Raw genomic sequence first — 22320 nt, forward strand, 5'->3', positions numbered from 1 at the left:
CTTGCTGCGGCAAGCCTTTTTCTTTTTATGAGACGCCCTTCATGACTGAGCCACTGCGCATCGTTTTTGCCGGCACCCCGGAATTCGCCGCCGAACACCTCAAGGCCCTGCTGAACAGCCCTTACGAGATCGTTGCGGTCTACACCCAACCGGATCGTCCGGCCGGTCGCGGGCAAAAACTGATGCCCAGCCCGGTCAAACAGTTGGCCTTGGAAAACAATATCCAGGTGTTGCAGCCGCCGACGTTGCGCAACCCTGACGCGCAGGCTGAACTGGCCGCACTGAAGCCGGATTTGCTGGTGGTGGTCGCTTATGGCCTGATCCTGCCGCAAGTGGTGCTGGATATTCCGCGTCTGGGCTGCATCAACAGCCACGCCTCGTTGCTGCCACGCTGGCGCGGTGCGGCGCCGATCCAGCGCGCCGTGGAACACGGTGACGCGGAAAGCGGCGTCACCGTGATGCGCATGGAAGCCGGCCTCGACACCGGACCGATGCTGCTCAAGGTCGTCACCCCGATCACTGGCGCAGACACCGGCGGCACGCTGCACGACCGCCTCGCCGAAATGGGCCCGCCTGCCGTGGTGCAAGCGATTGCCGGTCTGGCTGCTGGCACCCTGGAAGGCGAAGTGCAGAACGATGAGCTCGCCACTTATGCACACAAGCTGAACAAAGACGAAGCACGCATCGACTGGAGCCGTCCGGCGGTTGAGCTGGAACGCCTGGTGCGCGCCTTCAACCCATGGCCGATCACCCACAGCACCCTCAACGGTGAAGCGCTGAAAGTCCTGGCGGCAACACTTGCCGACGGTAAAGGCGCACCGGGTGAAATCCTCAGCGCCAGAAAGGATGGTCTGATCGTCGCCTGCGGCGAACAAGCGCTGTGCCTGACCCGCCTGCAATTACCCGGCGGCAAGGCGCTGAACTTCAGCGACCTGTTCAACAGCCGCCGGGAGAAATTCGCCGTCGGCACGGTGCTCGGCGCAGCGGTGGACGCGCAATGAATCCGCGTCTGGCCGCCGCCAAGGCACTCGCCGCCGTGCTCAGCGGCAAGGCTTCGCTGAACAGTTCGCTGCCGACGCAACTGGACAAAGTCGAGGATCGCGATCGCGGTTTCACTCAGGATCTGGCGTTCGGCACTGCGCGCTGGCAGCCACGCCTGTCGGCGCTGGCGGAAAAACTTCTGCAGAAACCATTCAAGGCTGCCGACGCCGATGTCGAAGCGCTGCTGCTGGTCGGCCTCTACCAATTGCTCTACACCCGCGTCCCGGCCCACGCTGCCATCGGCGAAACCGTCGGTTGCGCCGACAAGCTGAAAAAGCCTTGGGCCAAGGGCCTGCTCAACGCCGTGCTGCGCAATGCCCAGCGCGAAAGCGCGACGATTTTCGCCGAGCTGGAACGTGACCCAGTGGTGCGCACCGCTCACCCGCGCTGGCTGCAAAAGTCCCTGAAAGCCTTCTGGCCAGAACAGTGGGAAACCATCTGCGAGGCGAACAACGCGCATCCGCCGATGATTCTGCGGGTCAACCGCCGCCATCACAGCCGCGACGCCTATCTCGCTCTGCTGACTGAGGCTGGAATTGCCGCGACGCCATGTGTGTACAGCCGCGACGGCATCATCCTCGAAGCGGCTGCCGACGTGCGCAGTCTGCCGGGGTTCGCCGAAGGCTGGATCAGCGTGCAGGACGAAGCTGCGCAACTGGCTGCCGATCTGCTCGATCTGGCGCCGGGCCAGCGCGTGCTCGATGCCTGTTGCGCGCCCGGTGGCAAGACCTGCCACATCCTCGAAGCCGAACCGGCGCTCGCCGGGGTGGTGGCGGTGGACCTCGAAGCCAAACGTCTGGTGCGGGTCAAAGAGAATCTTGAACGCCTCGGTCTGAGCGCCGAACTGATCGCCGCCGACGGTCGCGATACCGAAAAGTGGTGGGACGGCAAACCGTTCCAGCGCATCCTGCTCGACGCACCGTGCTCGGCCACCGGCGTGATCCGCCGTCATCCGGACATCAAGCTGACCCGTCAGCCGGACGACATCATCGCCCTCGCGCAACTGCAAGGCGAACTGCTCGACGCGATGTGGAAAACCCTCGAAGTCGGCGGCATCCTGCTGTACGCCACCTGCTCGACGCTGCCGACCGAGAACACCGAAGTCATCGCTGCGTTCCTCGAACGCACTCCCGGTGCCCGAGAACTGGATCTGGCCACGTCGGCCGGGCTCAAACAGCCCCATGGTCGCCAATTGCTGGCCCAGCAGGGTGGCCATGACGGGTTCTACTACGCCAAGCTGATCAAGATCGCTGCCGCGCGCAGCTAAACGGATTTAACGGAGTGACTGGATGAAAATCATCATCCTCGGTGCGGGACAGGTCGGCGGTTCGCTGGCAGAACATCTGGCCAGCGAGGCCAACGATATTACGGTAGTCGACACCGACGGTGAGCGCCTGCGCGACCTCGGCGACCGCCTCGACATCCGCACCGTGCAGGGCCGGGGCTCGCTGCCGTCGGTGCTGCGTCAGGCCGGCGCCGACGACGCTGACATGCTGGTGGCGGTGACCAACAGCGACGAAACCAACATGGTCGCCTGCCAGGTCGCCCACACGCTGTTCCACACGCCGACCAAGATCGCCCGGGTGCGCGAAGCGTCTTATCTGAATCGCGAAGAGCAACTGTTCCAGAACGAAGCGATTCCGGTCGACGTGCTGATCAGCCCCGAGCAAGTGGTGACCAACTACATCAAGCGCCTGATCCAGCATCCGGGCGCCTTGCAGGTGATCGACTTCGCCGAAGGCGCGGCGCAACTGGTGGCGGTACGCGCTTATTACGGCGGGCCGCTGGTGGGTCAGCAACTGCGCCAGTTGCGTGAGCACATGCCGAATGTCGAAACTCGAGTGGCAGCGATTTTCCGCCGTGACCGACCGATCCTGCCCCAGGGCGATACGGTGATCGAGGCCGATGACGAAGTCTTTTTCATCGCCGCCCGTGAGAATATTCGCGCGGTGATGAGCGAAATGCGCCGCCTCGACGAAACCTACAAACGCATCGTTATCGCTGGCGGCGGGCAAATCGGTGAACGTCTGGCCGAGGCCATCGAAAGCCGTTATCAGGTGAAGATCATCGAGATGAGCCCGGCGCGCTGCCGTTATCTCTCCGATACGCTCGACAGCACCGTGGTGTTGCAGGGCAGCGCTTCGGACCGGGATTTGCTGCTGGAAGAGAACATTGCCGACGCCGACATCTTCCTCGCCCTGACCAACGACGACGAAGCCAACATCATGTCGTCGCTGCTGGCCAAACGGCTGGGGGCGAAGAAGGTCATGACGATCATCAACAACCCCGCCTACGTCGATCTGATTCAGGGCGGCGATATCGACATTGCCATCAGCCCGCAACTGGCGACCATCGGCACCCTGCTGGCGCACGTGCGCCGTGGCGATATCGTCAGCGTGCACTCATTGCGTCGCGGTGCCGCAGAAGCGATCGAGGCGATTGCCCACGGTGATGCGAAGTCGAGCAAGGTGATCGGCAAACCGATCGAGAAGATCGGCCTGCCGCCCGGCACCACCATCGGCGCGGTGATCCGCAACGAACAAGTGATCATCGCCCACGATGACACCGTGATCGAAGCGGGCGACCATGTGATTCTGTTCCTTGTGGATAAAAAGCATATTCGCGATGTGGAGAAGCTGTTTCATGTGGGGTTGAGCTTCTTCTGATCCTGAATGAGCGGTGCCTTCATTGGCCCCATCGCTGGCAAGCCAGCTCCCACAGGTTTTTCGGTTGTTCACAAATGTGATGTGCACCCGAGATCCTTGTGGGAGCTGGCTTGCCAGCGATGGCGGTACCGCAGATCTTTCTGACGCACTAGAAAAGGAACCCACCGATGCTCGAATCCCTGGAAAAAATGCTCGCCAAGGGTGTGGATAACTCGCTGCTGCGCTTCGGCCTGGGCAAGGGTTATCTGGATCTGGGCGAAAACGCCAAAGCCGCCGAGCACTTCCAGCGCTGTGTCGGCTTCGATGCGAAGTACTCGGCAGCCTGGAAGCTGTTGGGCAAGGCGCATCTGGCGCTGGGCGAGCACGCCGCCGCACGTCTGGCGTGGGAACAGGGGCTGGAAGCGGCCCGCGCCCATGGCGACAAGCAGGCCGAGAAGGAAATGTCGGTGTTTCTGAAGAAGCTCGATCGTCAGGCGCAATAAGTCAAAGGTAGCGAAGACCGATACCGTCGGCATCCACCGTCACCACTTCCATCCGCACCCGCGGCGCGCTTGTAGGTAGCCCCTGCACCTGACCGTAAACCACTGCGCCCTTGGGCAAAGAAGCCAGAACCGGATGCTGCACAAACACCCCGGTAGGCGACAGGTTGCGCGTCTGCCCAAGGCATTCGCCGAAGCTGGCGTGGGTGATCTTGATGCGGAAAGATTTGCGTTGTTCGGACATCTTGTTGCGCCCTTTGATGAACGGTTGTGGATAACCTCAGCAGAGAAGTTATCCACAGATCATGCCAATCAGCTCAATACCAGCGTTCTTCGCCTGGCGGACGCTTCTTGAAGCGCTTCATGCTCCACATGTACTGGCTCGGATACGCCGCGACATAACGCTCGACGACTTTACTCATCGCTGCGCAGGATTCGGCGGTGTCAGTGCTGTACATGGCTTCTGGCGCGGCTTCGAGGATCACTTTGTAGCCAGAACCGTCGGGCAGGCGCAGCGCATGCAGAAACACGCCAACCGCTTTGCCACCGGCCAACATGTTCGGCACGAATTTGCTGGTCAGCGCCTGAGTGGCGAAGAACGGCACAAAGATCCCGGCGGATTCGGCCGGTTCCGGGTCGGCAGGAATGCCCACTGCACCACCTTTGCGCACTTCCTTGATCACACTGAGGATGCCTTCTTTGGTCGACGCGGCGACTTTGTTGCCCAGTTGCACGCGCTGCTTGCGCAGTAACTCATCCACAGCCTTGAGTTTCGGTGGACGGTAGAAAATGATCGGTTTGCACTGGCTGCAATAGAAGTGGTTGAGCACTTCCCAGTTGCCCAGGTGGCTGGTGATGCCGACCACGCCTTTGCCTGAAGCCAGTGCATCCTTGAGGATGTCGAGGCCTTCGACTTCGCGCACCAGATCAATGGAACGCTGTGCCGGCCAGATCCACGCGCAGGCGCTTTCGGTCAGCGACTTGCCGATGTCTTTCAGGCTCTGCCCGACCAGACGCTCACGTTCGGCCGGGTCCATCTGTGGAAAACATTTCGCAAGGTTGATCCGCACCACGTCGCGGGAGCGGTTGGGGGTTTTCCACATGATCCAGCCGATTGCCGAACCGACGGCCTGCACGGCCCGCCATGGCAGCAAGGCAAACAGCCGCAGAGCACCTACCAGCAAGGCGCCTTTAAACTTTTCCACAGGTCACTCCTGATCTTGTGCGGTGCGCGAGGCGGCCATTCTAACCGCCGTTGGCGAGCTGCGCGTAGCGGTCGCAGTCCTGGGTGTGGTCCATGACCATGCCCGAGGCCTGCATCAGTGCGTAGCAAATGGTCGGGCCGACGAACGTGAACCCGGCCTTTTTCAGGCCTTTGCTCATCGCCAACGCTTCGGGGGTGATCGCCGGAACTTCGCTGCGATCCTTGAAATGATTGATGACCGGTTGGTCGCCGACAAACGACCAGAGAAACGCCACCGGGTCCTCCAGCGCTAGCCAGGCTTGGGCATTACGGCGGGCGGCGTTGAGTTTGAGGCGGTTGCGGATGATCCCGGGGTCGAGCATCAATTCGTCGATTTCGGCGTCGCTCATCTGCGCCACGCGCTGTACGTCGAAGCCGAACAGCACCTCGCGGTAACGCTCGCGCTTACGTAGCACAGTGATCCAAGACAGCCCGGCCTGGAACCCTTCGAGCAAAAGCAACTCGAACAAACCCTGCGCATCGCGTAGCGGCGTGCCCCACTCCTGGTCGTGATAAGCCATGTACAACGGATCTTCGGTACACCAAAAGCAGCGTGGCATAAGGCTCCAGGGGGCGTGCGCAGCAATGAATCGGGTATACTCCCGCTCTTTAAATCGCAGCCCAAGAAACAGGTGAATTTCGTGAGCCAGCCTACGCCAGCCGTGCGTACCTTCCAAGACTTGATCCTCGCGCTCCAGCAATACTGGGCCGAGCAAGGTTGCGTGGTACTTCAGCCCTACGATATGGAAGTAGGCGCCGGCACTTTCCACACCGCGACCTTCCTCCGCGCCATCGGCCCGGAAACCTGGAACGCCGCCTACGTGCAGCCAAGCCGCCGTCCGACTGACGGCCGTTACGGCGAAAACCCGAACCGTCTGCAGCACTACTATCAGTTCCAGGTCGTGCTCAAGCCGAACCCGGACAACTTCCAGGAACTGTACCTGGGCTCGCTCAAGCATGTCGGCCTGGACCCGCTGGTCCACGACATTCGCTTCGTCGAAGACAACTGGGAATCGCCAACCCTCGGCGCCTGGGGTCTGGGCTGGGAAGTCTGGCTCAACGGCATGGAAGTGACTCAGTTCACTTATTTCCAGCAAGCCGGCGGCATCGAGTGCTACCCGGTCACCGGTGAGATCACCTACGGTCTCGAGCGTCTGGCCATGTACCTGCAAGGCGTGGACTCGGTCTACGACCTGGTCTGGGCTGACGGCCCGTTCGGCAAAGTGACCTACGGCGACGTGTTCCACCAGAACGAAGTGGAGCAGTCCACCTACAACTTCGAACACGCCAACGTCGACAAACTGTTCGAACTCTTCGACTTCTATGAAAGCGAAGCCAAGCGCCTGATCGAACTCGACCAGCCGCTGCCGTTGCCGAGCTACGAAATGGTCCTGAAGGCTTCGCACACCTTCAACCTGCTGGATGCGCGCCGGGCAATCTCGGTGACCGCGCGTCAGCAATACATTCTGCGCGTACGCACCCTGGCGCGTTCCGTTGCGCAAGCCTACCTGCTGGCACGCGCCAAGCTGGGCTTCCCGATGGCGACCCCGGATCTGCGTGACGAAGTACTGGCCAAGCTGGAGGCTGCACAATGAGTGCGCAAGATTTTCTGGTTGAACTGGGCACCGAAGAACTGCCACCGAAAGCCCTGAACACCTTGGCTGAAGCGTTCCTCGCCGGTATCGACAAGGGCCTGCAAGCCGCTGGCCTGAGCTACGAAAGCAAAACTGTCTACGCCGCCCCACGTCGTCTGGCTGTATTGATCACTGCGCTGGCGACCCAGCAACCGGATCGCAGCATCAACCTCGACGGCCCGCCGCGTCAGGCCGCGTTCGACGCAGAAGGCAATCCGACTCAGGCAGCCCTGGGCTTCGCCAAGAAGTGCGGCGTCGATCTGAGCGAAATCGATCAGAGCGGCCCGAAACTGCGTTACAGCCAGAGCATCGCCGGCAAGCCGACCGCGAGCCTGCTGCCGACCATCGTCGAAGATTCGCTGAACGACCTGCCGATCCCGAAACGCATGCGTTGGGGTGCGCGCAAGGAAGAGTTCGTGCGTCCGACCCAATGGCTGGTGATGCTGCTCGGTGACCAGGTCATCGACTGCACCATCCTCGCGCAAAAGGCTGGCCGTGATTCCCGTGGTCACCGTTTCCATCATCCGGAAAGCGTGCGCATCGTTTCGCCGTCGAGCTATCTCGCTGACCTGCGTGCCGCTTATGTATTGGCCGACGCCAACGAGCGTCGCGAAATCATCAGCAAGCGCACCGAAGAACTGGCGACCCGTCAGGAAGGCACGGCAATCGTTCCGCCGGCACTGCTCGACGAAGTGACCGCGCTGGTTGAATGGCCGGTGCCGCTGGTGTGCTCGTTCGAGGAACGCTTCCTCGACGTGCCGCAAGAAGCCCTGATCACTACCATGCAGGACAACCAGAAGTACTTCTGCCTGCTGGATGCCGACGGCAAGTTGCTGCCACGTTTCATCACTGTGGCCAACATCGAAAGCAAAGACCCGCAGCAGATCATCGCCGGTAACGAGAAAGTGGTTCGCCCACGTCTGACCGACGCCGAGTTCTTCTTCAAGCAAGACAAGAAGCAGAAGCTCGAAGCCTTCAATGATCGCCTGAAGAACGTGGTGTTCCAGGAAAAACTCGGCAGCGTCTACGACAAGGCCGAGCGCGTATCGAAACTGGCTGCGTACATCGCCGCGCGCATTGGTGGCAACGCCTCGTGGGCGGCTCGCGCTGGCCTGCTGTCGAAGTGCGACCTGGCCACCGAAATGGTCGGCGAGTTCCCGGAGATGCAAGGCGTCGCCGGCTATTACTACGCACTGAATGACGGCGAGCCGGAAGACGTCGCGCTGGCGCTCAACGAGCAGTACATGCCACGCGGTGCCGGTGCTGAACTGCCGGCGACCCTGACCGGTGCGGCCGTCGCGATCGCTGACAAGCTCGACACCCTGGTCGGTATTTTCGGTATCGGCATGCTGCCAACCGGCAGCAAAGACCCATATGCCCTGCGTCGTGCAGCACTGGGTGTGCTGCGTATCCTGATCGAGAAAAAACTCGACCTGGACCTGAACGACGCCGTGGCTTTCGCCGTGACTGCGTTCGGTGCCAAGGTCAAGGCTGCCGGCCTCAACGAAGCCGTGCTGGAGTTCATCTTCGACCGTCTGCGTGCGCGTTACGAAGACGAAGGCGTCGATGTCGCCACCTACCTGTCGGTACGTGCCCTGAAGCCGGGTTCGGCGCTCGACTTCGACCAGCGTGTGCAAGCGGTGCAAGCTTTCCGCAAACTGCCGGAAGCGGCAGCGCTGGCGGCGGTGAACAAGCGTGTGTCGAACCTGTTGAGCAAAGTCGAAGGCTCGGTGCCGACCGTGGTCGAAGCCAAGTATTTCGACAATGCCAACGAGTTCTCGCTGTACTCGGCGATCCAGCAAGCGGATCAAGCGGTGCAGCCAATGGCCGCCGCGCGTCAGTACAACGAATCGCTGGCACGTCTGGCAGCCCTGCGCGAGCCGGTGGACGCGTTCTTCGACGCCGTCATGGTCAATGCCGAAGACGCCAAGGTCCGGGCCAACCGTTACGCGCTGCTGGCGCGTCTGCGTGGCTTGTTCCTCGGTGTTGCCGACATCTCGCTGCTGGGTTGAGGGATTGCTGTTGAAACTGCTGATTCTCGATCGGGACGGAGTGATCAATTACGACTCCGACGCTTACATCAAGTCGGTGGAGGAGTGGATTCCACTGCCCGGCTCGATCGAGGCGATTGCGCAGTTGAGCAAGGCCGGCTGGACGGTGGCGGTGGCCACCAACCAGTCGGGCATTGCTCGCGGTTACTACGACCTCGCCACCCTCGACGCCATGCATGCGCGTCTGCGTACGCTTGTAGCGGAGCAGGGCGGTGAAGTCGGTTTGATCGTGTATTGCCCGCATGGGCCGGACGAAGGTTGCGATTGCCGCAAGCCGAAACCGGGGATGTTGAAAACCATCGCGGCGCATTACAACGTGACGCTGGCGAACGTCTGGTTCGTCGGCGACAGCCTTGGTGACCTGGAGGCTGCCAAAGCCGTCGATTCACAGCCAGTTTTGGTAAAGACCGGAAAAGGCGCAAAGACTCAGGGCAAAACCCTGCCGGTTGGCACTCTGATTTTTGACGATCTGGCGGCGATTGCCGCAGAACTTATCCACAACTAGGGTACTTCTGAAATTCCTGACCAGGGATTGATCGGGAGTGCGCTTGAACACTCGGGCATTGCCCCGTAACGGTAAACGTCACTATGTCGATACTGCGGGCCATCAGAATTTTTCTCTTTTACCTGCTGCTGGGCACCACCTCCCTGCTGTGGTGCACCTTGAGTTTTTTTATCGCGCCGTTTTTGCCATTCAAGGCGCGTTATCGTTTTATCAACGTGTACTGGTGCCGTTGCGCTTTGTGGTTGACCAAGGTGTTTCTCGGTATCCGTTACGAAGTCAAAGGCGCGCAAAACGTGCCTGACCGTCCCTGTGTGATTCAGTCGAACCACCAGAGCACTTGGGAGACGTTCTTTCTCTCTGCCTATTTCTCGCCGTTGAGCCAGGTGCTCAAGCGCGAATTGCTTTACGTACCGTTCTTCGGCTGGGCCATGGCCATGCTGCGGCCGATCGCGATTGATCGCGACAACCCGAAAGCGGCGCTGAAACAAGTCGCCGCCAAAGGTGATGAGCTGCTCAAGGACAACGTTTGGGTGCTGATCTTTCCGGAAGGTACTCGCGTTCCTTATGGCACTGTCGGCAAATTCTCCCGCAGTGGCAGCGCATTGGCGGTAAATGCGACGCTTCCGGTACTGCCGATTGCACACAATGCCGGCAAATTCTGGCCGAAAATCGGCTGGGGCAAGAAGTCTGGCGTGATCACCGTGGTCATCGGCGAGCCGATGTACGCTGAAGGCACTGGCCCTCGTGCCATCGCCGAGCTGAACGATCGCGTGCAAGCCTGGAACGAGAAGACCCAACGGGAAATGGGTTCACTGCCACCAGCCCCACAAGCACCGGCAGCAAGCGATCAGATCGCTGTCTGAGATTTTGTGGATAACCTGTGTACGGTTTTGTTGAAAAAGCCTGAATATTTAAATTAACTTATTGATTTACTTATATATTTCTCAAGCTAATAAAACACCGTAAAAGGTGCATAAGTTTTTTTCGGATGTAAAAAAACCGGCTGATATAGCCGGTTTTTTTGTGCCTTTTCACTCGGGGATCAGCGGTAACTCGAGCAAAAATGTGGTGCCTTGATCGACCACGCTCAGGCATTCGATTTTGCCGCCATGGTGATCGACCACCGCTTTGACCATCGACAAGCCAAGGCCCACCCCGTCGATCCCTTGTGCCGAGGAAAAGCGTCGGTACTGGCTGAACAGATCAGGCAACTCATGTTCGGCGATGCCTTTGCCCTGGTCGGTCAGTTCGCAACGTAGCCACTCTTCGTGACAACTGACCCGCAGTTGAATCGTCGTGTCTGCCGGGCTGTACTTGATCGCATTCTCCAGCAGGTTGAACAACGCACGCGTCAGTAATCCCTGATCAGCCATGATCAGCCGCTCCTGGGATGGCTCATCCATGTCGTGCAGCAGTTCGATGCGTTTCTGTTGGGCGATGGGCAATGCCTGATCCAGTACGTCCAGCACCAACATCGCGAACAGGCTGGGCTGGAACTGATAGGCCTCGGACTCGGCTCGCGCCAGCAGGACGAAACCGTCGGTCAGATCCAGTGCGCGACGCACTTGCCGCTCAATCTGTTCGAACAACGGCGAATCTGCCCCGGCCTGATGGCGGTGAACGTCAAGCAGGGCAAGGATGGCCGAATGCGGGGCACGCAGATCGTGGGAAAGAAAGCGCAGCAACACTCCACGTTGTTCCTCGGCAGCACGTTCGGCACTGAGATCAGTGAGGCTGAGCAGCCAACCAATCGGCGTGTCTCCGTCCACCGGGAGCAGGGCGGCACGCTCCAGACGCAGGCTGCGCTCCTTGTGATCGCGAAACTCCAACAGCGGAATGGCCGACAATGACGGGCGCGGCTCTGTGGACAACTCCGGGTAACCGAGGCGCGCCAGTTGCTCGAGGACATCATCCCCCACCAGGTTGTGATCGAATAGCTGGCGAGCCTTGCGATTGCCCAGCAGGATCTGGCCTTTGGGATCGCTGATCAGTGTGGCGACGGGCAAGTACTCCAGACCGTCGGCAATAAAGCGCCGGGTATCACGGGTGCGACTCATGGCCTGTTCCAGTGCCATGATCTGGCCCTGCAAGCGATCAGCCCCGGTGAATTGCGCGCGACGCCGTTCGGGAAACACTTTCGGCTCGCTGTCCAGCCGCGCCAGCTCCCAGCCGAAATATGTCAGCACCACACTGAGACGCCGCCAGTTCCAGATCAAATAGCCGAACAACATCCCCAGCACGGCCGGTGTCGGCGACCACCAGCGGCGCATTTCCGCCAGTCCGGCACTGATCAGCAGCGCGCACGCCATGCCGATCAGCGTTAACCAAAGTGCCCATCGTGGTCGCCACAGCAACAACCCGAGTACACAGGCCACCAACCCTACCGATAACAGCGCCCCGGTCATGGGCGACACATCGTGCAAGTTGAACTGCGCGCGATACGACAACAGCGCAGTCAGCGGCAACAGCACTAGACTTATCCACAACCACTCGCGCACCAACTGTCGAAACAGTCGCTGCACCTGGCTCGGCTCACGGCTTTCGCGCCGACGATGTTTGTTCATGGGGAAAAAGGGCAGGGCAGAGTGAATGGTTTCATGGGTCACAGGTCTGAGACGTAGACCTGAAGAATCATAGCGGACGTCGACCAATGGCGGACCGCTTACTTTCACGGCACTGGCCGAGCGACTATGGTTATCGCCCAACTGCCCAAGCAACAAGGAACTACCGCGAATGCGCGTTGCGATATTGGACGACGAACCCGCCGAGCTGCGCCGGGTCGAGCAAACCCTGCAGCAAATGGCCGACGCCGGCGATCAGCCGTGGTCGCTGCACAGCTTTGAGCGTGGCGAAGACTTGCTGCGCCAGTTGCGCCGGGAAACCTTCGACCTGCTGATCCTCGACTGGCAACTGCCCGACCTGACCGGCCTGGCCCTGCTGCGCTGGACCCGCGAACACATGGAAGCACCGCCGGCGGCGATCATGCTGACCAGCCGTGATGGCGAGAGCGATATCGTCCAGGCCTTGAACGCTGGCGCCGACGATTATGTGAGTAAACCGTTCCGCCCCAATGAACTGAAAGCCCGCGTCGCCGCAGTACTACGTCGCCATAGCCAGCCACGCAGCGCCGCGACCGAAGTGCTGAGCTTCAATGACCTGACGTTTGATGATGCAGAACTGACCGTCACCCGCGAGGGCAAGCCCATCGTTATGACAGAGCGTGAGTATCGACTTGCCCGCTGCCTGTTCAGCAATCTGGGCCGGCCGTTGTCGCGCGAATATCTGTACGAACGGTTCTGGCCGCATGAGGAGATGGCGTCGTCGCGACCATTGGATACGCATATCTATCGGCTGCGTAACAAGCTGGGGCTGACGGCGGATCGGGGTTGGCAGTTGCTGACGATTTATGGGTATGGGTATCGGTTGGAGAGTGTGGCGGCGGCGCCAGAATAAAAATCAAAGATCGCAGACAATAAAAAGGCCAACGCAATGCGTTGGCCTTTTTGTTTGGTGCAAACCGGGTGTAGGTTCACAAAATAGGTGATTTGGGAGCCCAAGCAAACGTTGGCAGAAAATCATCTTTTTTGTGAGTCCGCCGGCTCGGATTCACAAAAAAAATGAGAAAGGCCTACTCGCCTCACAGAATAAATGCGTTCCAATGGAAACGTTCTCACTTCAGCCGCTCAACCGTCCATCCATGGGGTTTATGTATATAAAGAAAGGAAAAGTAAATTCGAGGGTGGAGCGAGCATGCCGGTGTTGCCGTAAAAGTGAATGCCATGCTACTCAAGCTTTCGAGCTTGGTCCCCCAAACCTACGGTGGCGGGATAGGGCAGCAGAGACCTTTGAGACCCAGCCTATCTTTCAGACTTAGGCTTTTATTGAGCCCAAGGAGACAAATCCTTCTTCTATGATGGGTACCTCTGGCCCAGGACAGCATCAACGATCAGCTCGGGACTTAGGGTTCTGAACCGCTTCAAGCTCCTCAACCACTCCCAAAGGCCTTCAAAGCCAAAACGAGCTAGAGGACTCTACCGTCGTCTAGACTGGACTAACGTCCAGCCTTGGTTGATATGGTTTCTAATCGTATTCAATCACCCGCTGATTCGATTAATGACAGAGACAATTGATATCAATATTCACCATCGCCGTCTGCGCAGTTTTCGAGAAGAGTCCCATCGCTAAGGAGTGCCTCTATGAAATCTATGCTTGTGTTGATCCCGTTACTGACGGGTTGTTCGGGAGCCGTGTACACCGTGCCAAATCCCAAGATAGACGCTGACGGTCGAATCAAAGGTGTGCTTGTGTATGGGTACCAGGTCGTAGACAAGAAGACCTCGCTAGATCGGATTCGTAATCCAAAGACTGGCGAGATAACCCATTCTGCCTACAAGAAAAAAGGTACGTCCGAATATTGCGAGCCCGACGCAAGAGTTGACAGGGTCGCAGTTGCTGACTACTCGAAACCATACGCTGTCCAGTACGATCAGGCCTGGTTCGAGGCCGCGAAGTTCAGCGTCACTCTTGATAAGGGGATGCTTGCCTCGGTCGGCACAGAGTCCACGCCAGGGCCTAAGACTGCCGTTGAATCGCTACAGGCGTTGGCCTCGCTGCGCGAAGATGTGTTGAATGGATATGTTGTAGCATCGAGCAAGGCAACCAACCAAACGATGCTCGAAAACTTTGAAGGAGTGGAGTCAGCAGAAACGCCTATCCGATGTTCCTCATCAGAATAGAGCTTTTTTCCTCGATATTAGGTTGCCTCTAGAGAGTTACTGGAGCTAAGGGCGAGATTTCACTGACTCTGTCTGACTTCTAGCGAATCATTTAGCGAATCATTGTCTGTGCTGGATTTGTGCAGCTTTAGAGATGAATTACTCTTGCCTCGGCACGTATACCAATTCGGCGCTGCGTCAACACTGTCACCTAATTCAGAATGTTCAGGTCGATGGTAGTGATTCGTTTCGCCCAATTTAGCCCCTCGAGAACAATGACCAGTTAACCCTGGGCAGCAGCGCTGGTCATTTCGTAAATACTCACGCTAGGGACAACTTCTCGCGATTAAGGCCCCCTGCTTTCTTCCAGGCTTCGAATCGATGAGTTGCCGCACCGAAACTGATCTCCATTTCAGCACCAATGGCGTACCGACTTTTCCCCGCATCGAAAAGCCGGTAGCACACTTCCACGCCACGGTCGGATAGTTTTCCGTTCTCAAGCTTATTCCTTGGGTCACGGGGATCAATCTCCGGACCATCAGATGTGTCCGGTACGGGGGCCAACAGAGATTTCAAGTTGGCAAATCCGGTCATCACACGTTCAAGTCCTGCGGTGATGTTGTCGATGGCTTCACCAACAGCTTTTGGGTCGTAGTGGTTCGTGTTCATTTTTTTTTGCTCTTTATGTAGGTAGGTAACTTAAGGAAGGTAATTTATAGCCGATCAGTTGGTTTCGTGCAATGACTATTTGTAACCTACCTACAGAAAGCATTTTCGGACCTCTAGCAAATAGGCGAACATCTGCCTCTGAGGATTTCTTGCCAAGGCGCTCATCTGCTTGGTGCCGTACCTGATGCATCAGTACAACTGGATTCGACTGCACCAGTTTAACGATGGGTTGGCCCCAGCTCAGGCGGAGAAAAAATTTAACGTCGGGTCCGGGAATAGTTGGCAACTACTTAGCGCTCACCATCGTGTTTCGTGCCGTAGCGCCCAATGAGCTTGGAGCTCGGCGAATTGAAGCTGGCTGCCCGCTTTAGATCAAATTGCAAGCGGTTGATAGAACAGATCTAGGCGCTCCTATCCGGCGTTGCTATGGCGGATGATTCGGCTTTGAGCCTCTCAAGCTCTGTATTTGCCGCTGCCAACCGTGCAAAATAATCCTGTTCAGCTGATTTTTGTTGCACTTGGCGCCATTCACGGAAGCTACCAGTCAGCCGTAGGATGTTTTGTTCCAATTCTTCCAGAAAGCAAAGGCCATCCTTTTTCGGCCATGACATTTTTCGTCCCAGCAGCTGTGCTTCCATCACTGCAAGCAAAGAGTCAGGTGGCGACATGACCGCTGACGTGTCAATACCTGGGACCAAGCTCGGGTCTGGCGTCGGAAAAAAGCTACTTTCAAGCAAAGCACCGGCGAGCTGCTGCAACGTCAATCTTTCAAATCGAATTCGTGATCGCAAACGAAATGGCCAGTCTCCTGAACCACTTCCGGGTATCTGAATGGATGCTCCGTCTGCAATCTCAAAGCTCACGTCTCCGATTCTTCCTCTAGTAAATGTCTCTCCAGAACAGTGAAAATCATACAAAGGTTTAGAGTCGCCACGCTGGTACGATTGAATGGCAAGCCCGGGCAAATATTCCAGGTAACCTACCACCCACCCGCCAGGATCCCAACCAAGGGTCAGATAAACTTGTTCAATCGCATGGACAGTCCCGCTGACTACCGTATCGCTTTCTTTAAGAGTGAGAACGGCAGGCTCACTAGCGCGGCTGACTGCACATAAATAAGCCCAAGGCCAGTAAGATGTTGAGGGCGCCAAAATCCTATCCTGTTCCCAAACGCCAGGACTCAGAATGTTTTCGTCGTAAGAAGCCCACACGCTGTAGGCATCGCGGAAAAACTGCTTGAGCTGGTGACGCTCAACGATGACTGCCAGCTCAGCCCTGAGCAGCTCCCACACAGCCTGGACGGGGGGAAATTGCTCTTCATCAATTTTCGCGGTAGCGCTGAAGAGGTTTGATCCCTCCGTAAGTTGACTGATAGCGCGAGCTCGCGCCATTCCGACCAGCTTTGCAGTTGCCAGCGCTAGTTTTAGATAGTTTTGGGGATGAGCGCACAGCCGCGGCTCGGCCGTACGTTTACTTTTGTTATTAGCCAGGATGCAAAAGGCGTTTAAGGCGTTCACCGGCGCATCCACGTTATGGGGGATGCCTGACTCGACCACAATTGCACTTTTCGTTACCTTCCGAGCCTTGGCTGCCGTAAGCATGATTCCCAAATTACGAGCTAGGGTCTTACGCTCATAAACGGGCATCACTCCCTTGTTCTCGTTGATTTTCTTCTCAATGATGAGTGCAAGGTATGCGCTGTTTTCCTGCGATGAATCGCCTTCCGAGACCATGTGTAGAGCTCCTGCGATTAATAATAAGGGTTACGGTTAGGCTGCTGCGCCCGGATATACCGCGCCCGGCTTGCACGAGCCCTAGAGACCTTCCCGGTTACAGGAGTCTGAACACGCAGCCAGATTTCGCCCCGATCATCGCGTTCGATACCAATGATTCGCCACACGCAGCCGAAATCAGTGCCTTTCAAATGCACCAGCATGCCGATGGTCAACGCGTACAAGGGGATTGGTGTTCCTTCGTTTAATCGTCTGCGCATTTTGTTCTCCTCAAAAATGGACATTTCGGAAGAAATTGTGGCGATCAAACAAAACGACATCTCTATGAAAATATTAGATTCATTAAAAAATCTACATAGATTAGCGCGTCATATTTACATAGATAATATTAAATTTCTTTCTATTTCAATGGCTTACCCACCGTCTGATTTAGGAGGTAGTGCGAACCAAGCTTTTGGTCCGCAGCTCATTGCTTGCCATTGAGTCAAGCATCGAGCTAATCTCTCGTGCACTCTGTGTTAGCAGAGGCCGGGCGTTTTCAAGCCCCAATGTCTGGCCTTTAGGCCCATGCCGAGCAGTAGTCCTCATCCAGTTGAGCTTCTGCATACGGACGACACCTTAGCTATCCGATTGGACGCAAGGAACACATCACGGCCCCACGCACTTTAGTGCTGCGTTGCCAAATAAAAAAGCTCATACGCATCTAAGGATCAGATAGCGTAATGGCACGCTTAGAGCTCGTGAGGCTCGATGCATTGTTGCCCACTGAGGCTTCAGCAGAGCAAACATACCGCCCCGACACTCATGACCTTGAGGGCAAGACTGGCAAGTAATAGCCAGGAATTGTGGTTTTGGCTTTGTGCATAGAGCCTTCCCATTTTCTGCCTCCCCCACCTTTCAGGTGAAGTACCCGAAACGGTGTTTGTGTGACCTTTAGACGGTCGAACAAGCGGCAGATCAATATCACCGCCGGCAATCAAGGCGCAAAATCAACTGAGGACGCACATAGGATTTGTGACGACTGCAGGCTTCACTAGGCGTGGCTTTGATGCACTGGAGCATTGGCCACAGCCGAAGCGCAAGCAATGTCACGGGGATAAACACCTGTGACGTATCTGGATCCTTCCATCGGTTGGACCAATAAACATTGGCTGAAACACGCCCGCAAAAGAAAGTTCTTCTATTGAGGATCTCTTATGCGCGGATTGCGTGGGCAACCTGATTGGCTGAAAAAGATTTTTCCTCCGATTGTGAAGGAAATTCTGCGTCTGATTTTTCGCAAGCTTGTTGAGTGGGCTTGGGAGAAAGTACGCGAGATGATCAGCTAACCCTCAAAAAGCGGCCCACTCGGTGAGCCGCTTCCGCCAATGTAAAGTTCATCACCTTTCTGATGGTCAGACGATCGCGACGGCTCTAGGCTAGTGCAAAGATGTCTGTTGACTGAAGCGTCAACCTTCCGCCTTCACTTCCCTCATTTCGAAATCAATTCGCTCATAAACAAGCCGTAGATACCAAACGAGGAGGCATGACCGGATGAGGAGTGCATACGCGACGAGTATTGCTCCAGCGCGCCAACAAAAAAGGCCAGCCCGCGTGGGGTGGCCTTTTTCCTAACGCGAAGCATCCTTCGCTAGTTAATCCAGCAACGGCAATCCTAGCTGACTTAAAAACTCATTGTGATTTTGCGTGGCGGTTTTGATGCTATTGTTAATATTTGACAACTCAGAGTGTATGACAGAAAGATCAATTTCCTCCTCAACTTTTGCTGTGCTTACATAACGCGAAATATTAAGATTGAAATTATTCCTCTCGATATCTTCCATACTTACGCGGCGCGAATAACGTGTTTCTTCTCTGCGGTAGCGATAGGTATCAATGATCTTCGCGATATGCTCTGGCAAAATTTGGTTCTGCCGCTTTCCTTTCTCAAAGTGTTCGGCAGCATTTATAAACAATACGTCATTGGGCTTCTTGCACTTTTTGAGTACAAGGATGCATACAGGTATACCCGTAGAAAAAAACAGATTGGCTGGTAACCCAATTACCGTGTCTATGTTGCCGTCCTTAAGCAGCTTGGTACGTATGCGCTCCTCGGCTCCGCCACGAAAAAGGACGCCATGCGGAAGAATTATCGCCATTACGCCATCTTGTTTCAGGAAGTGGAAGCCATGTAACAAGAACGCGAAATCCGCAGCCGATTTAGGCGCTTGGCCATAGTTCTTAAAACGTGTGTCCTCTCCCAATGCTTCGCTCGGCTCCCAGCGGTAGCTGAAGGGTGGATTGGCAACCACAGCATCGAATTTTGGCATCCTAGCCGGGTTGGTCTCGCGCAGCATGTCCCACTCGTTGAGCAGGGTATCACCATGAAAAATCTCGAATTCCGAATCCTTCATACCATGCAGCAACATGTTCATACGAGCCAGATTGTAGGTCGTGATGTTCTTTTCCTGACCATAGATCTTGCCAATGCCATGTGCCCCCATCCGATGACGAACGTTCAACAAAAGCGATCCAGAACCGCACGCAAAGTCGAGCACACTATCAAGATTGGAGCGTTGACCAGTCGCGGGTTCCTGACCGTCTAACGTCACAATTGCAGACAAAATGCTGGAAATAGGCTGTGGCGTATAAAACTCGCCTGCTTTTTTGCCCGATCCTGACGCAAACTGTCCTATTAGATACTCATAAGCATCTCCCAGGGTGTCACTATCGGTACTGAACTGACCTAATCCTTTAGAGATTTCCGCGATTATTTTGCAAAGGCGGGCGTTACGCTCGGGATAAGCCTTACCCAGCTTGTCCGACGCAAGGTTGATCTCCGAGAATAAACCTCTAAAAGTACTGGCAAAAGACTCTTCTTCAATGTACTTAAAGCCCGCCTGTAGAGTACTAAGGAGCTTCGCATCCTGCGTGCGCGCTAATTCAGCGATATTTCCCCACAAATACTGTGGCTCAATCACGTAATGAACCTTGCGACGCATCTGTTTTTCAAATTCAGGCACATCTTCAAAATTGCACTCATACCAACGCTGCAGCGGTGTAGAAACTGAATCGTCGACCTGCTGTGGGTAATCCTCCCCTAGCTCTTTCTGAGCGGCGGCCTCAAAGTTATCCGATAAATAGCGAAGGAAAAGAAAGGCCAGCATATAGTCACGGAAGTCATCCGCATTCATTGCACCGCGTAATTGGTCGGCAATAGCCCAGAGGGTTTTGCCAAGTTTCTGTTTTTCAGACTCGGTCATGGAGCACCTATAATCTCAGCCTCAGGAGCCTGAGGAAACAATTCGGGGTTAAAGGGGTAACGGCTCAGGAAGTCATTCAAAATCTTCCTAAAATAATCCTTGTTCTCATCAAGCATCTGCTGCGGTTCGTAAAGCGAGTAGTTACCGTGGCTTAGGATATTAATGAGACGAGCATGTAGTATTCCGTCCAAATCATCTTCCTCCTGTTTAATACAGGCAGAAAAGTTCTTATGGCCATGAAAACTTGCCGTTTTTTCTAAAATTGTACGTAGCATATTGAAGTGGTGAGTAAACAACCGATCTTCTCGTGCAGCTTGATAAAGCTCAGCCAACGCTGCCACATGGTGGAAAAATGGAGTATCGCCATCCTCCGGCCGCAGCAGATACCCACCGCCTATTGGATGCTTATTAACGACGTACTTGCGGGCCTTACCCATTTCGTTGCATAACACGTTGAAGAACAGCGTGTGATGAGTAGATATTACCGTTTTAAGCTTGTTATCCTGACGCTTAAGCAGTTGTGCTAAGTGGTTGGCAACAGCAATCGCATTGTGCTCATCCAATGAGGAGATCGGATCATCAATGTAAAGGTACTTTACCCACTGATACACCTCGATTTCTGGATCCATTGCCAGTTCGACCACCGCTAGGAAGAAACACCAGATAAATATGTTTTCTTCGCCACGAGAGACTTTAATATTGTCAATGATTTGACCGCCAACCACTCGCGAAAATCGTACAGCGCTTTCCACTGTATCAATGCGAAAATCGAAGTCCGCGTAACGCTGCAATAGCGGCCGGATACGGTTATCCATCTCCAGCTCAAATAAGCCCTGAAAAAAACGCGAAGTTTTATTTAGCAACAAACGACGATCTGCATCGCCCTCCAAGTCGTTATTCCAATGAAACAGATCTTCGGTAAAAGCATTGAAATACAGCGTATCGCGGGTCTCGTCTTGCTTGCCCTCATCCTTAAATGCCATAGATAGCCGGGTCTTGCCAGTGCCATTATACGCATACAGCAAAATTGCCTTTTTGGTTTCCAGCTCTGCGCGTAAATATTTCGCGAGGGTAGCCAAATCCGCTAGGGGCTGTCCTTGCTTCATGAAGCCACCTCATTGAGCGCAGGAAAAAGCTGCTGCATTAAACCTAGTTTATGGGCTTTGAGGCGTTCAATTCTTAGGAGCTGTGCAGAGATTTTCTCATCAAGTGACGTGAAACATGCAGCGATCCTTAATTGTTCAGCAATATCAGGAACCGGAATGATAACTTCATTCTTAAATGTGGTGGGATTGATATTTACCTGGCTGATACTTGGGCGTGCCAATGCTTTTATTTTTTTCTGATACTGCTGCGAATTTAATATAAAATTACAAAACTCTGGAATTATCTTATTTTTATCAAGACGATAAGCGACTATGTAAGATGCTGTAATACAGTCTATATCTCGATCAAATAATGATATTTTTCCTACAAGATCAGGACTATTGGTACGATTTAAAAGAATATCACCGCGAATGAGGCGAATTTTAGCAAAAGACTCATCGTCAAGATCGATATAGGCTAAGTTCGAAAATTTCAGCCCGCCATCCACCATATTCCCCATTCGGAGAACCGGATATTTTCCTGATTCCGATGTTGAGCTAGAGGTTCCATAAAATGACTTAACTACCAAACTTTCTAAAGGTTTTGTCTGCCACTCAGCAGCGTCCCGAAACTCTGGAAACCGTAAATTCGGCAACGATTCGCCATCCCGGGGAAATAGCTGCTGCATTAAACCATTTTTATGCTCCTTGATGGCTTCCAGCTTAAGAGTCTCTGCCCCAACCAGATCGTCTAGGGATGAAAGACAGTTGGCGATCTTATTTTGTTCCTCAATAGACGGTACGGGCAAACACAGCTCTGAAAATTGCTTATAGCTGACCATTTTACCGTCGCGGAGCCCCTCAAGATTTTTTATCATCTCACCGATAAATCGTTCAGTTTTCAGGTAGTGCCTGAAGTAATCTTCTGCGTGTCCTGATTTAAGTCGAAGAATTACATAAGCCGGGCTGCAGATTCCACGATATCGCGAAAATTCTATCCCGCCTTGAAACGAACGAAGGCTGATAACAAAGTTTCCAACCTCAACAACCTTATACCCTTCGATACTTTTATCAGCCACGGACACGTGATAATCAATCATTTCACGTGGAATAGCACCAAACTCCTGAGTTATCGCTAGCACAGGGAGATCGGAGTTGTGATTTTTGTTGCTGATTTGATCGAAAATCTCATCTCCAAATAAGCTAGCCCACTCGGCTTTGAATTCAGGGAAACGCAAGATCGGCTCCGAAGGAGAT

At 55.2% G+C, this 22320-nt stretch carries 21 protein-coding genes; 12 read left to right on the forward strand and 9 right to left on the reverse strand.

The window, feature by feature from the left end:
• Positions 1-41: 41 nt before the first annotated feature.
• The 4 genes from fmt to M9827_RS11505 all read left to right on the forward strand — a co-directional run bounded on the left by fmt (position 42) and on the right by M9827_RS11505 (position 4189).
• Complete coding sequence (fmt, locus tag M9827_RS11490; RefSeq protein WP_250605550.1) at positions 42-1001, forward strand: methionyl-tRNA formyltransferase; 960 nt, start codon at positions 42-44, stop codon at positions 999-1001.
• A complete protein-coding gene (rsmB, locus tag M9827_RS11495; protein ID WP_250605551.1) occupies positions 998-2308 on the forward strand; it encodes a 16S rRNA (cytosine(967)-C(5))-methyltransferase RsmB in 1311 nt (436 codons plus the stop codon). The genes fmt and rsmB overlap by 4 nt, the downstream gene beginning before the upstream one ends.
• Before the next feature lie 22 nt (positions 2309-2330).
• Entirely contained in the window at positions 2331-3707 is a 1377-nt protein-coding gene (trkA, locus tag M9827_RS11500) for a Trk system potassium transporter TrkA (protein WP_007911861.1), read from the forward strand.
• A 167-nt stretch (positions 3708-3874) separates the two neighbouring features.
• Positions 3875-4189 carry a tetratricopeptide repeat protein gene (locus M9827_RS11505; protein WP_250605552.1) on the forward strand — a complete coding sequence of 105 codons (315 nt, stop codon included), beginning with the start codon at positions 3875-3877 and terminating at the stop codon, positions 4187-4189.
• A gap of 1 nt (position 4190) precedes the next feature.
• On the opposite strand, the gene M9827_RS11510 is transcribed toward M9827_RS11505, so the two are convergent.
• The 3 genes from M9827_RS11510 to M9827_RS11520 form a co-directional block, all read right to left on the reverse strand.
• Complete coding sequence (locus M9827_RS11510; protein ID WP_250605553.1) at positions 4191-4430, reverse strand: PilZ domain-containing protein; 240 nt, start codon at positions 4428-4430, stop codon at positions 4191-4193.
• 73 nt (positions 4431-4503) lie between these two features.
• Entirely contained in the window at positions 4504-5391 is an 888-nt protein-coding gene (locus M9827_RS11515) for a lysophospholipid acyltransferase (protein ID WP_064389687.1), read from the reverse strand.
• A gap of 40 nt (positions 5392-5431) precedes the next feature.
• Positions 5432-5989, reverse strand: a complete 558-nt coding sequence (locus tag M9827_RS11520; protein WP_250605554.1) for a DNA-3-methyladenine glycosylase I — start codon at positions 5987-5989, stop codon at positions 5432-5434.
• 81 nt (positions 5990-6070) lie between these two features.
• Between M9827_RS11520 and glyQ the strand changes: the two genes are divergently transcribed.
• The 4 genes from glyQ to M9827_RS11540 all read left to right on the forward strand — a co-directional run bounded on the left by glyQ (position 6071) and on the right by M9827_RS11540 (position 10482).
• Positions 6071-7024, forward strand: coding sequence for a glycine--tRNA ligase subunit alpha (gene glyQ, locus M9827_RS11525; RefSeq protein WP_003187265.1), 954 nt, complete (start codon positions 6071-6073; stop codon positions 7022-7024).
• Complete coding sequence (gene glyS / locus M9827_RS11530; RefSeq protein ID WP_250605555.1) at positions 7021-9075, forward strand: glycine--tRNA ligase subunit beta; 2055 nt, start codon at positions 7021-7023, stop codon at positions 9073-9075. Before glyQ ends, glyS begins: the two co-directional genes overlap by 4 nt.
• 4 nt (positions 9076-9079) lie before the next feature.
• Positions 9080-9619 carry a D-glycero-beta-D-manno-heptose 1,7-bisphosphate 7-phosphatase gene (gmhB, locus tag M9827_RS11535; RefSeq protein ID WP_250605556.1) on the forward strand — a complete coding sequence of 180 codons (540 nt, stop codon included), beginning with the start codon at positions 9080-9082 and terminating at the stop codon, positions 9617-9619.
• Positions 9620-9702: 83 nt separating this feature from the next.
• The gene (locus tag M9827_RS11540) at positions 9703-10482 is read left to right on the forward strand and encodes a lysophospholipid acyltransferase family protein (protein WP_250605557.1); all 780 of its coding nucleotides are present in this window, start codon (positions 9703-9705) and stop codon (positions 10480-10482) included.
• Between the two features lie 168 nt (positions 10483-10650).
• Here the strand turns inward: M9827_RS11540 and M9827_RS11545 are convergent, their stop codons facing one another.
• Complete coding sequence (locus M9827_RS11545; RefSeq protein ID WP_250605558.1) at positions 10651-12183, reverse strand: sensor histidine kinase; 1533 nt, start codon at positions 12181-12183, stop codon at positions 10651-10653.
• Between the two features lie 169 nt (positions 12184-12352).
• On the opposite strand from M9827_RS11545, the gene M9827_RS11550 reads away from it, so the two are divergent.
• Positions 12353-13072 carry a response regulator transcription factor gene (locus tag M9827_RS11550; protein ID WP_250605559.1) on the forward strand — a complete coding sequence of 240 codons (720 nt, stop codon included), beginning with the start codon at positions 12353-12355 and terminating at the stop codon, positions 13070-13072.
• 743 nt (positions 13073-13815) lie between these two features.
• Positions 13816-14355: a hypothetical protein gene (locus tag M9827_RS11555; RefSeq protein WP_065897821.1), complete on the forward strand. Its 540-nt coding sequence runs from the start codon at positions 13816-13818 to the stop codon at positions 14353-14355.
• 300 nt (positions 14356-14655) lie between these two features.
• Here the strand turns inward: M9827_RS11555 and M9827_RS11560 are convergent, their stop codons facing one another.
• Together M9827_RS11560 and M9827_RS11565 are read right to left on the reverse strand one after the other, a co-directional pair.
• A complete protein-coding gene (locus M9827_RS11560) occupies positions 14656-15003 on the reverse strand; it encodes a hypothetical protein (protein WP_065897820.1) in 348 nt (115 codons plus the stop codon).
• A 401-nt stretch (positions 15004-15404) separates the two neighbouring features.
• A complete protein-coding gene (locus M9827_RS11565; protein ID WP_065897819.1) occupies positions 15405-16736 on the reverse strand; it encodes a hypothetical protein in 1332 nt (443 codons plus the stop codon).
• A gap of 201 nt (positions 16737-16937) precedes the next feature.
• Here M9827_RS11565 and M9827_RS11570 point away from each other — a divergent pair, with 201 nt between their 5' ends.
• Positions 16938-17219 (forward strand): hypothetical protein, encoded by a 282-nt coding sequence (locus M9827_RS11570; protein WP_141688989.1) that lies wholly within the window; start codon positions 16938-16940, stop codon positions 17217-17219.
• Between the two features lie 713 nt (positions 17220-17932).
• A complete protein-coding gene (locus M9827_RS27745; protein WP_256097490.1) occupies positions 17933-18064 on the forward strand; it encodes a hypothetical protein in 132 nt (43 codons plus the stop codon).
• Positions 18065-18370: 306 nt separating this feature from the next.
• Here M9827_RS27745 and M9827_RS11575 read toward each other — a convergent pair whose 3' ends face one another.
• The 3 genes from M9827_RS11575 to M9827_RS11585 are packed head-to-tail and all read right to left on the reverse strand — an operon-like array spanning position 18371 to position 22301.
• The gene (locus M9827_RS11575; RefSeq protein ID WP_065897817.1) at positions 18371-19978 is read right to left on the reverse strand and encodes a type I restriction-modification system subunit M; all 1608 of its coding nucleotides are present in this window, start codon (positions 19976-19978) and stop codon (positions 18371-18373) included.
• Positions 19975-21084 (reverse strand): AAA family ATPase, encoded by a 1110-nt coding sequence (locus M9827_RS11580; protein WP_065897816.1) that lies wholly within the window; start codon positions 21082-21084, stop codon positions 19975-19977. The genes M9827_RS11575 and M9827_RS11580 overlap by 4 nt, the downstream gene beginning before the upstream one ends.
• Positions 21081-22301: a restriction endonuclease subunit S gene (locus M9827_RS11585; RefSeq protein WP_250605560.1), complete on the reverse strand. Its 1221-nt coding sequence runs from the start codon at positions 22299-22301 to the stop codon at positions 21081-21083. The genes M9827_RS11580 and M9827_RS11585 overlap by 4 nt, the downstream gene beginning before the upstream one ends.
• Between the last annotated feature and the right edge of the window lie 19 nt (positions 22302-22320).

The sequence above is a fragment of the Pseudomonas sp. AKS31 genome, assembly GCF_023634765.1.
Lineage (GTDB): Bacteria > Pseudomonadota > Gammaproteobacteria > Pseudomonadales > Pseudomonadaceae > Aquipseudomonas.

Coding starts and splice junctions, on each gene's coding strand:
- fmt (WP_250605550.1), top strand. CDS start 42: ATGACTGAGCCACTGCGCATCGTTTTTGCCGGCACCCCGGAATTCGCC.
- rsmB (WP_250605551.1), top strand. CDS start 998: ATGAATCCGCGTCTGGCCGCCGCCAAGGCACTCGCCGCCGTGCTCAGC.
- trkA (WP_007911861.1), top strand. CDS start 2,331: ATGAAAATCATCATCCTCGGTGCGGGACAGGTCGGCGGTTCGCTGGCA.
- M9827_RS11505 (WP_250605552.1), top strand. CDS start 3,875: ATGCTCGAATCCCTGGAAAAAATGCTCGCCAAGGGTGTGGATAACTCG.
- M9827_RS11510 (WP_250605553.1), bottom strand. CDS start 4,430: ATGTCCGAACAACGCAAATCTTTCCGCATCAAGATCACCCACGCCAGC.
- M9827_RS11520 (WP_250605554.1), bottom strand. CDS start 5,989: ATGCCACGCTGCTTTTGGTGTACCGAAGATCCGTTGTACATGGCTTAT.
- glyS (WP_250605555.1), top strand. CDS start 7,021: ATGAGTGCGCAAGATTTTCTGGTTGAACTGGGCACCGAAGAACTGCCA.
- M9827_RS11540 (WP_250605557.1), top strand. CDS start 9,703: ATGTCGATACTGCGGGCCATCAGAATTTTTCTCTTTTACCTGCTGCTG.
- M9827_RS11545 (WP_250605558.1), bottom strand. CDS start 12,183: ATGAACAAACATCGTCGGCGCGAAAGCCGTGAGCCGAGCCAGGTGCAG.
- M9827_RS11550 (WP_250605559.1), top strand. CDS start 12,353: ATGCGCGTTGCGATATTGGACGACGAACCCGCCGAGCTGCGCCGGGTC.
- M9827_RS11555 (WP_065897821.1), top strand. CDS start 13,816: ATGAAATCTATGCTTGTGTTGATCCCGTTACTGACGGGTTGTTCGGGA.
- M9827_RS11560 (WP_065897820.1), bottom strand. CDS start 15,003: ATGAACACGAACCACTACGACCCAAAAGCTGTTGGTGAAGCCATCGAC.
- M9827_RS11565 (WP_065897819.1), bottom strand. CDS start 16,736: ATGGTCTCGGAAGGCGATTCATCGCAGGAAAACAGCGCATACCTTGCA.
- M9827_RS11570 (WP_141688989.1), top strand. CDS start 16,938: ATGCCGATGGTCAACGCGTACAAGGGGATTGGTGTTCCTTCGTTTAAT.
- M9827_RS27745 (WP_256097490.1), top strand. CDS start 17,933: ATGCGCGGATTGCGTGGGCAACCTGATTGGCTGAAAAAGATTTTTCCT.
- M9827_RS11575 (WP_065897817.1), bottom strand. CDS start 19,978: ATGACCGAGTCTGAAAAACAGAAACTTGGCAAAACCCTCTGGGCTATT.
- M9827_RS11580 (WP_065897816.1), bottom strand. CDS start 21,084: ATGAAGCAAGGACAGCCCCTAGCGGATTTGGCTACCCTCGCGAAATAT.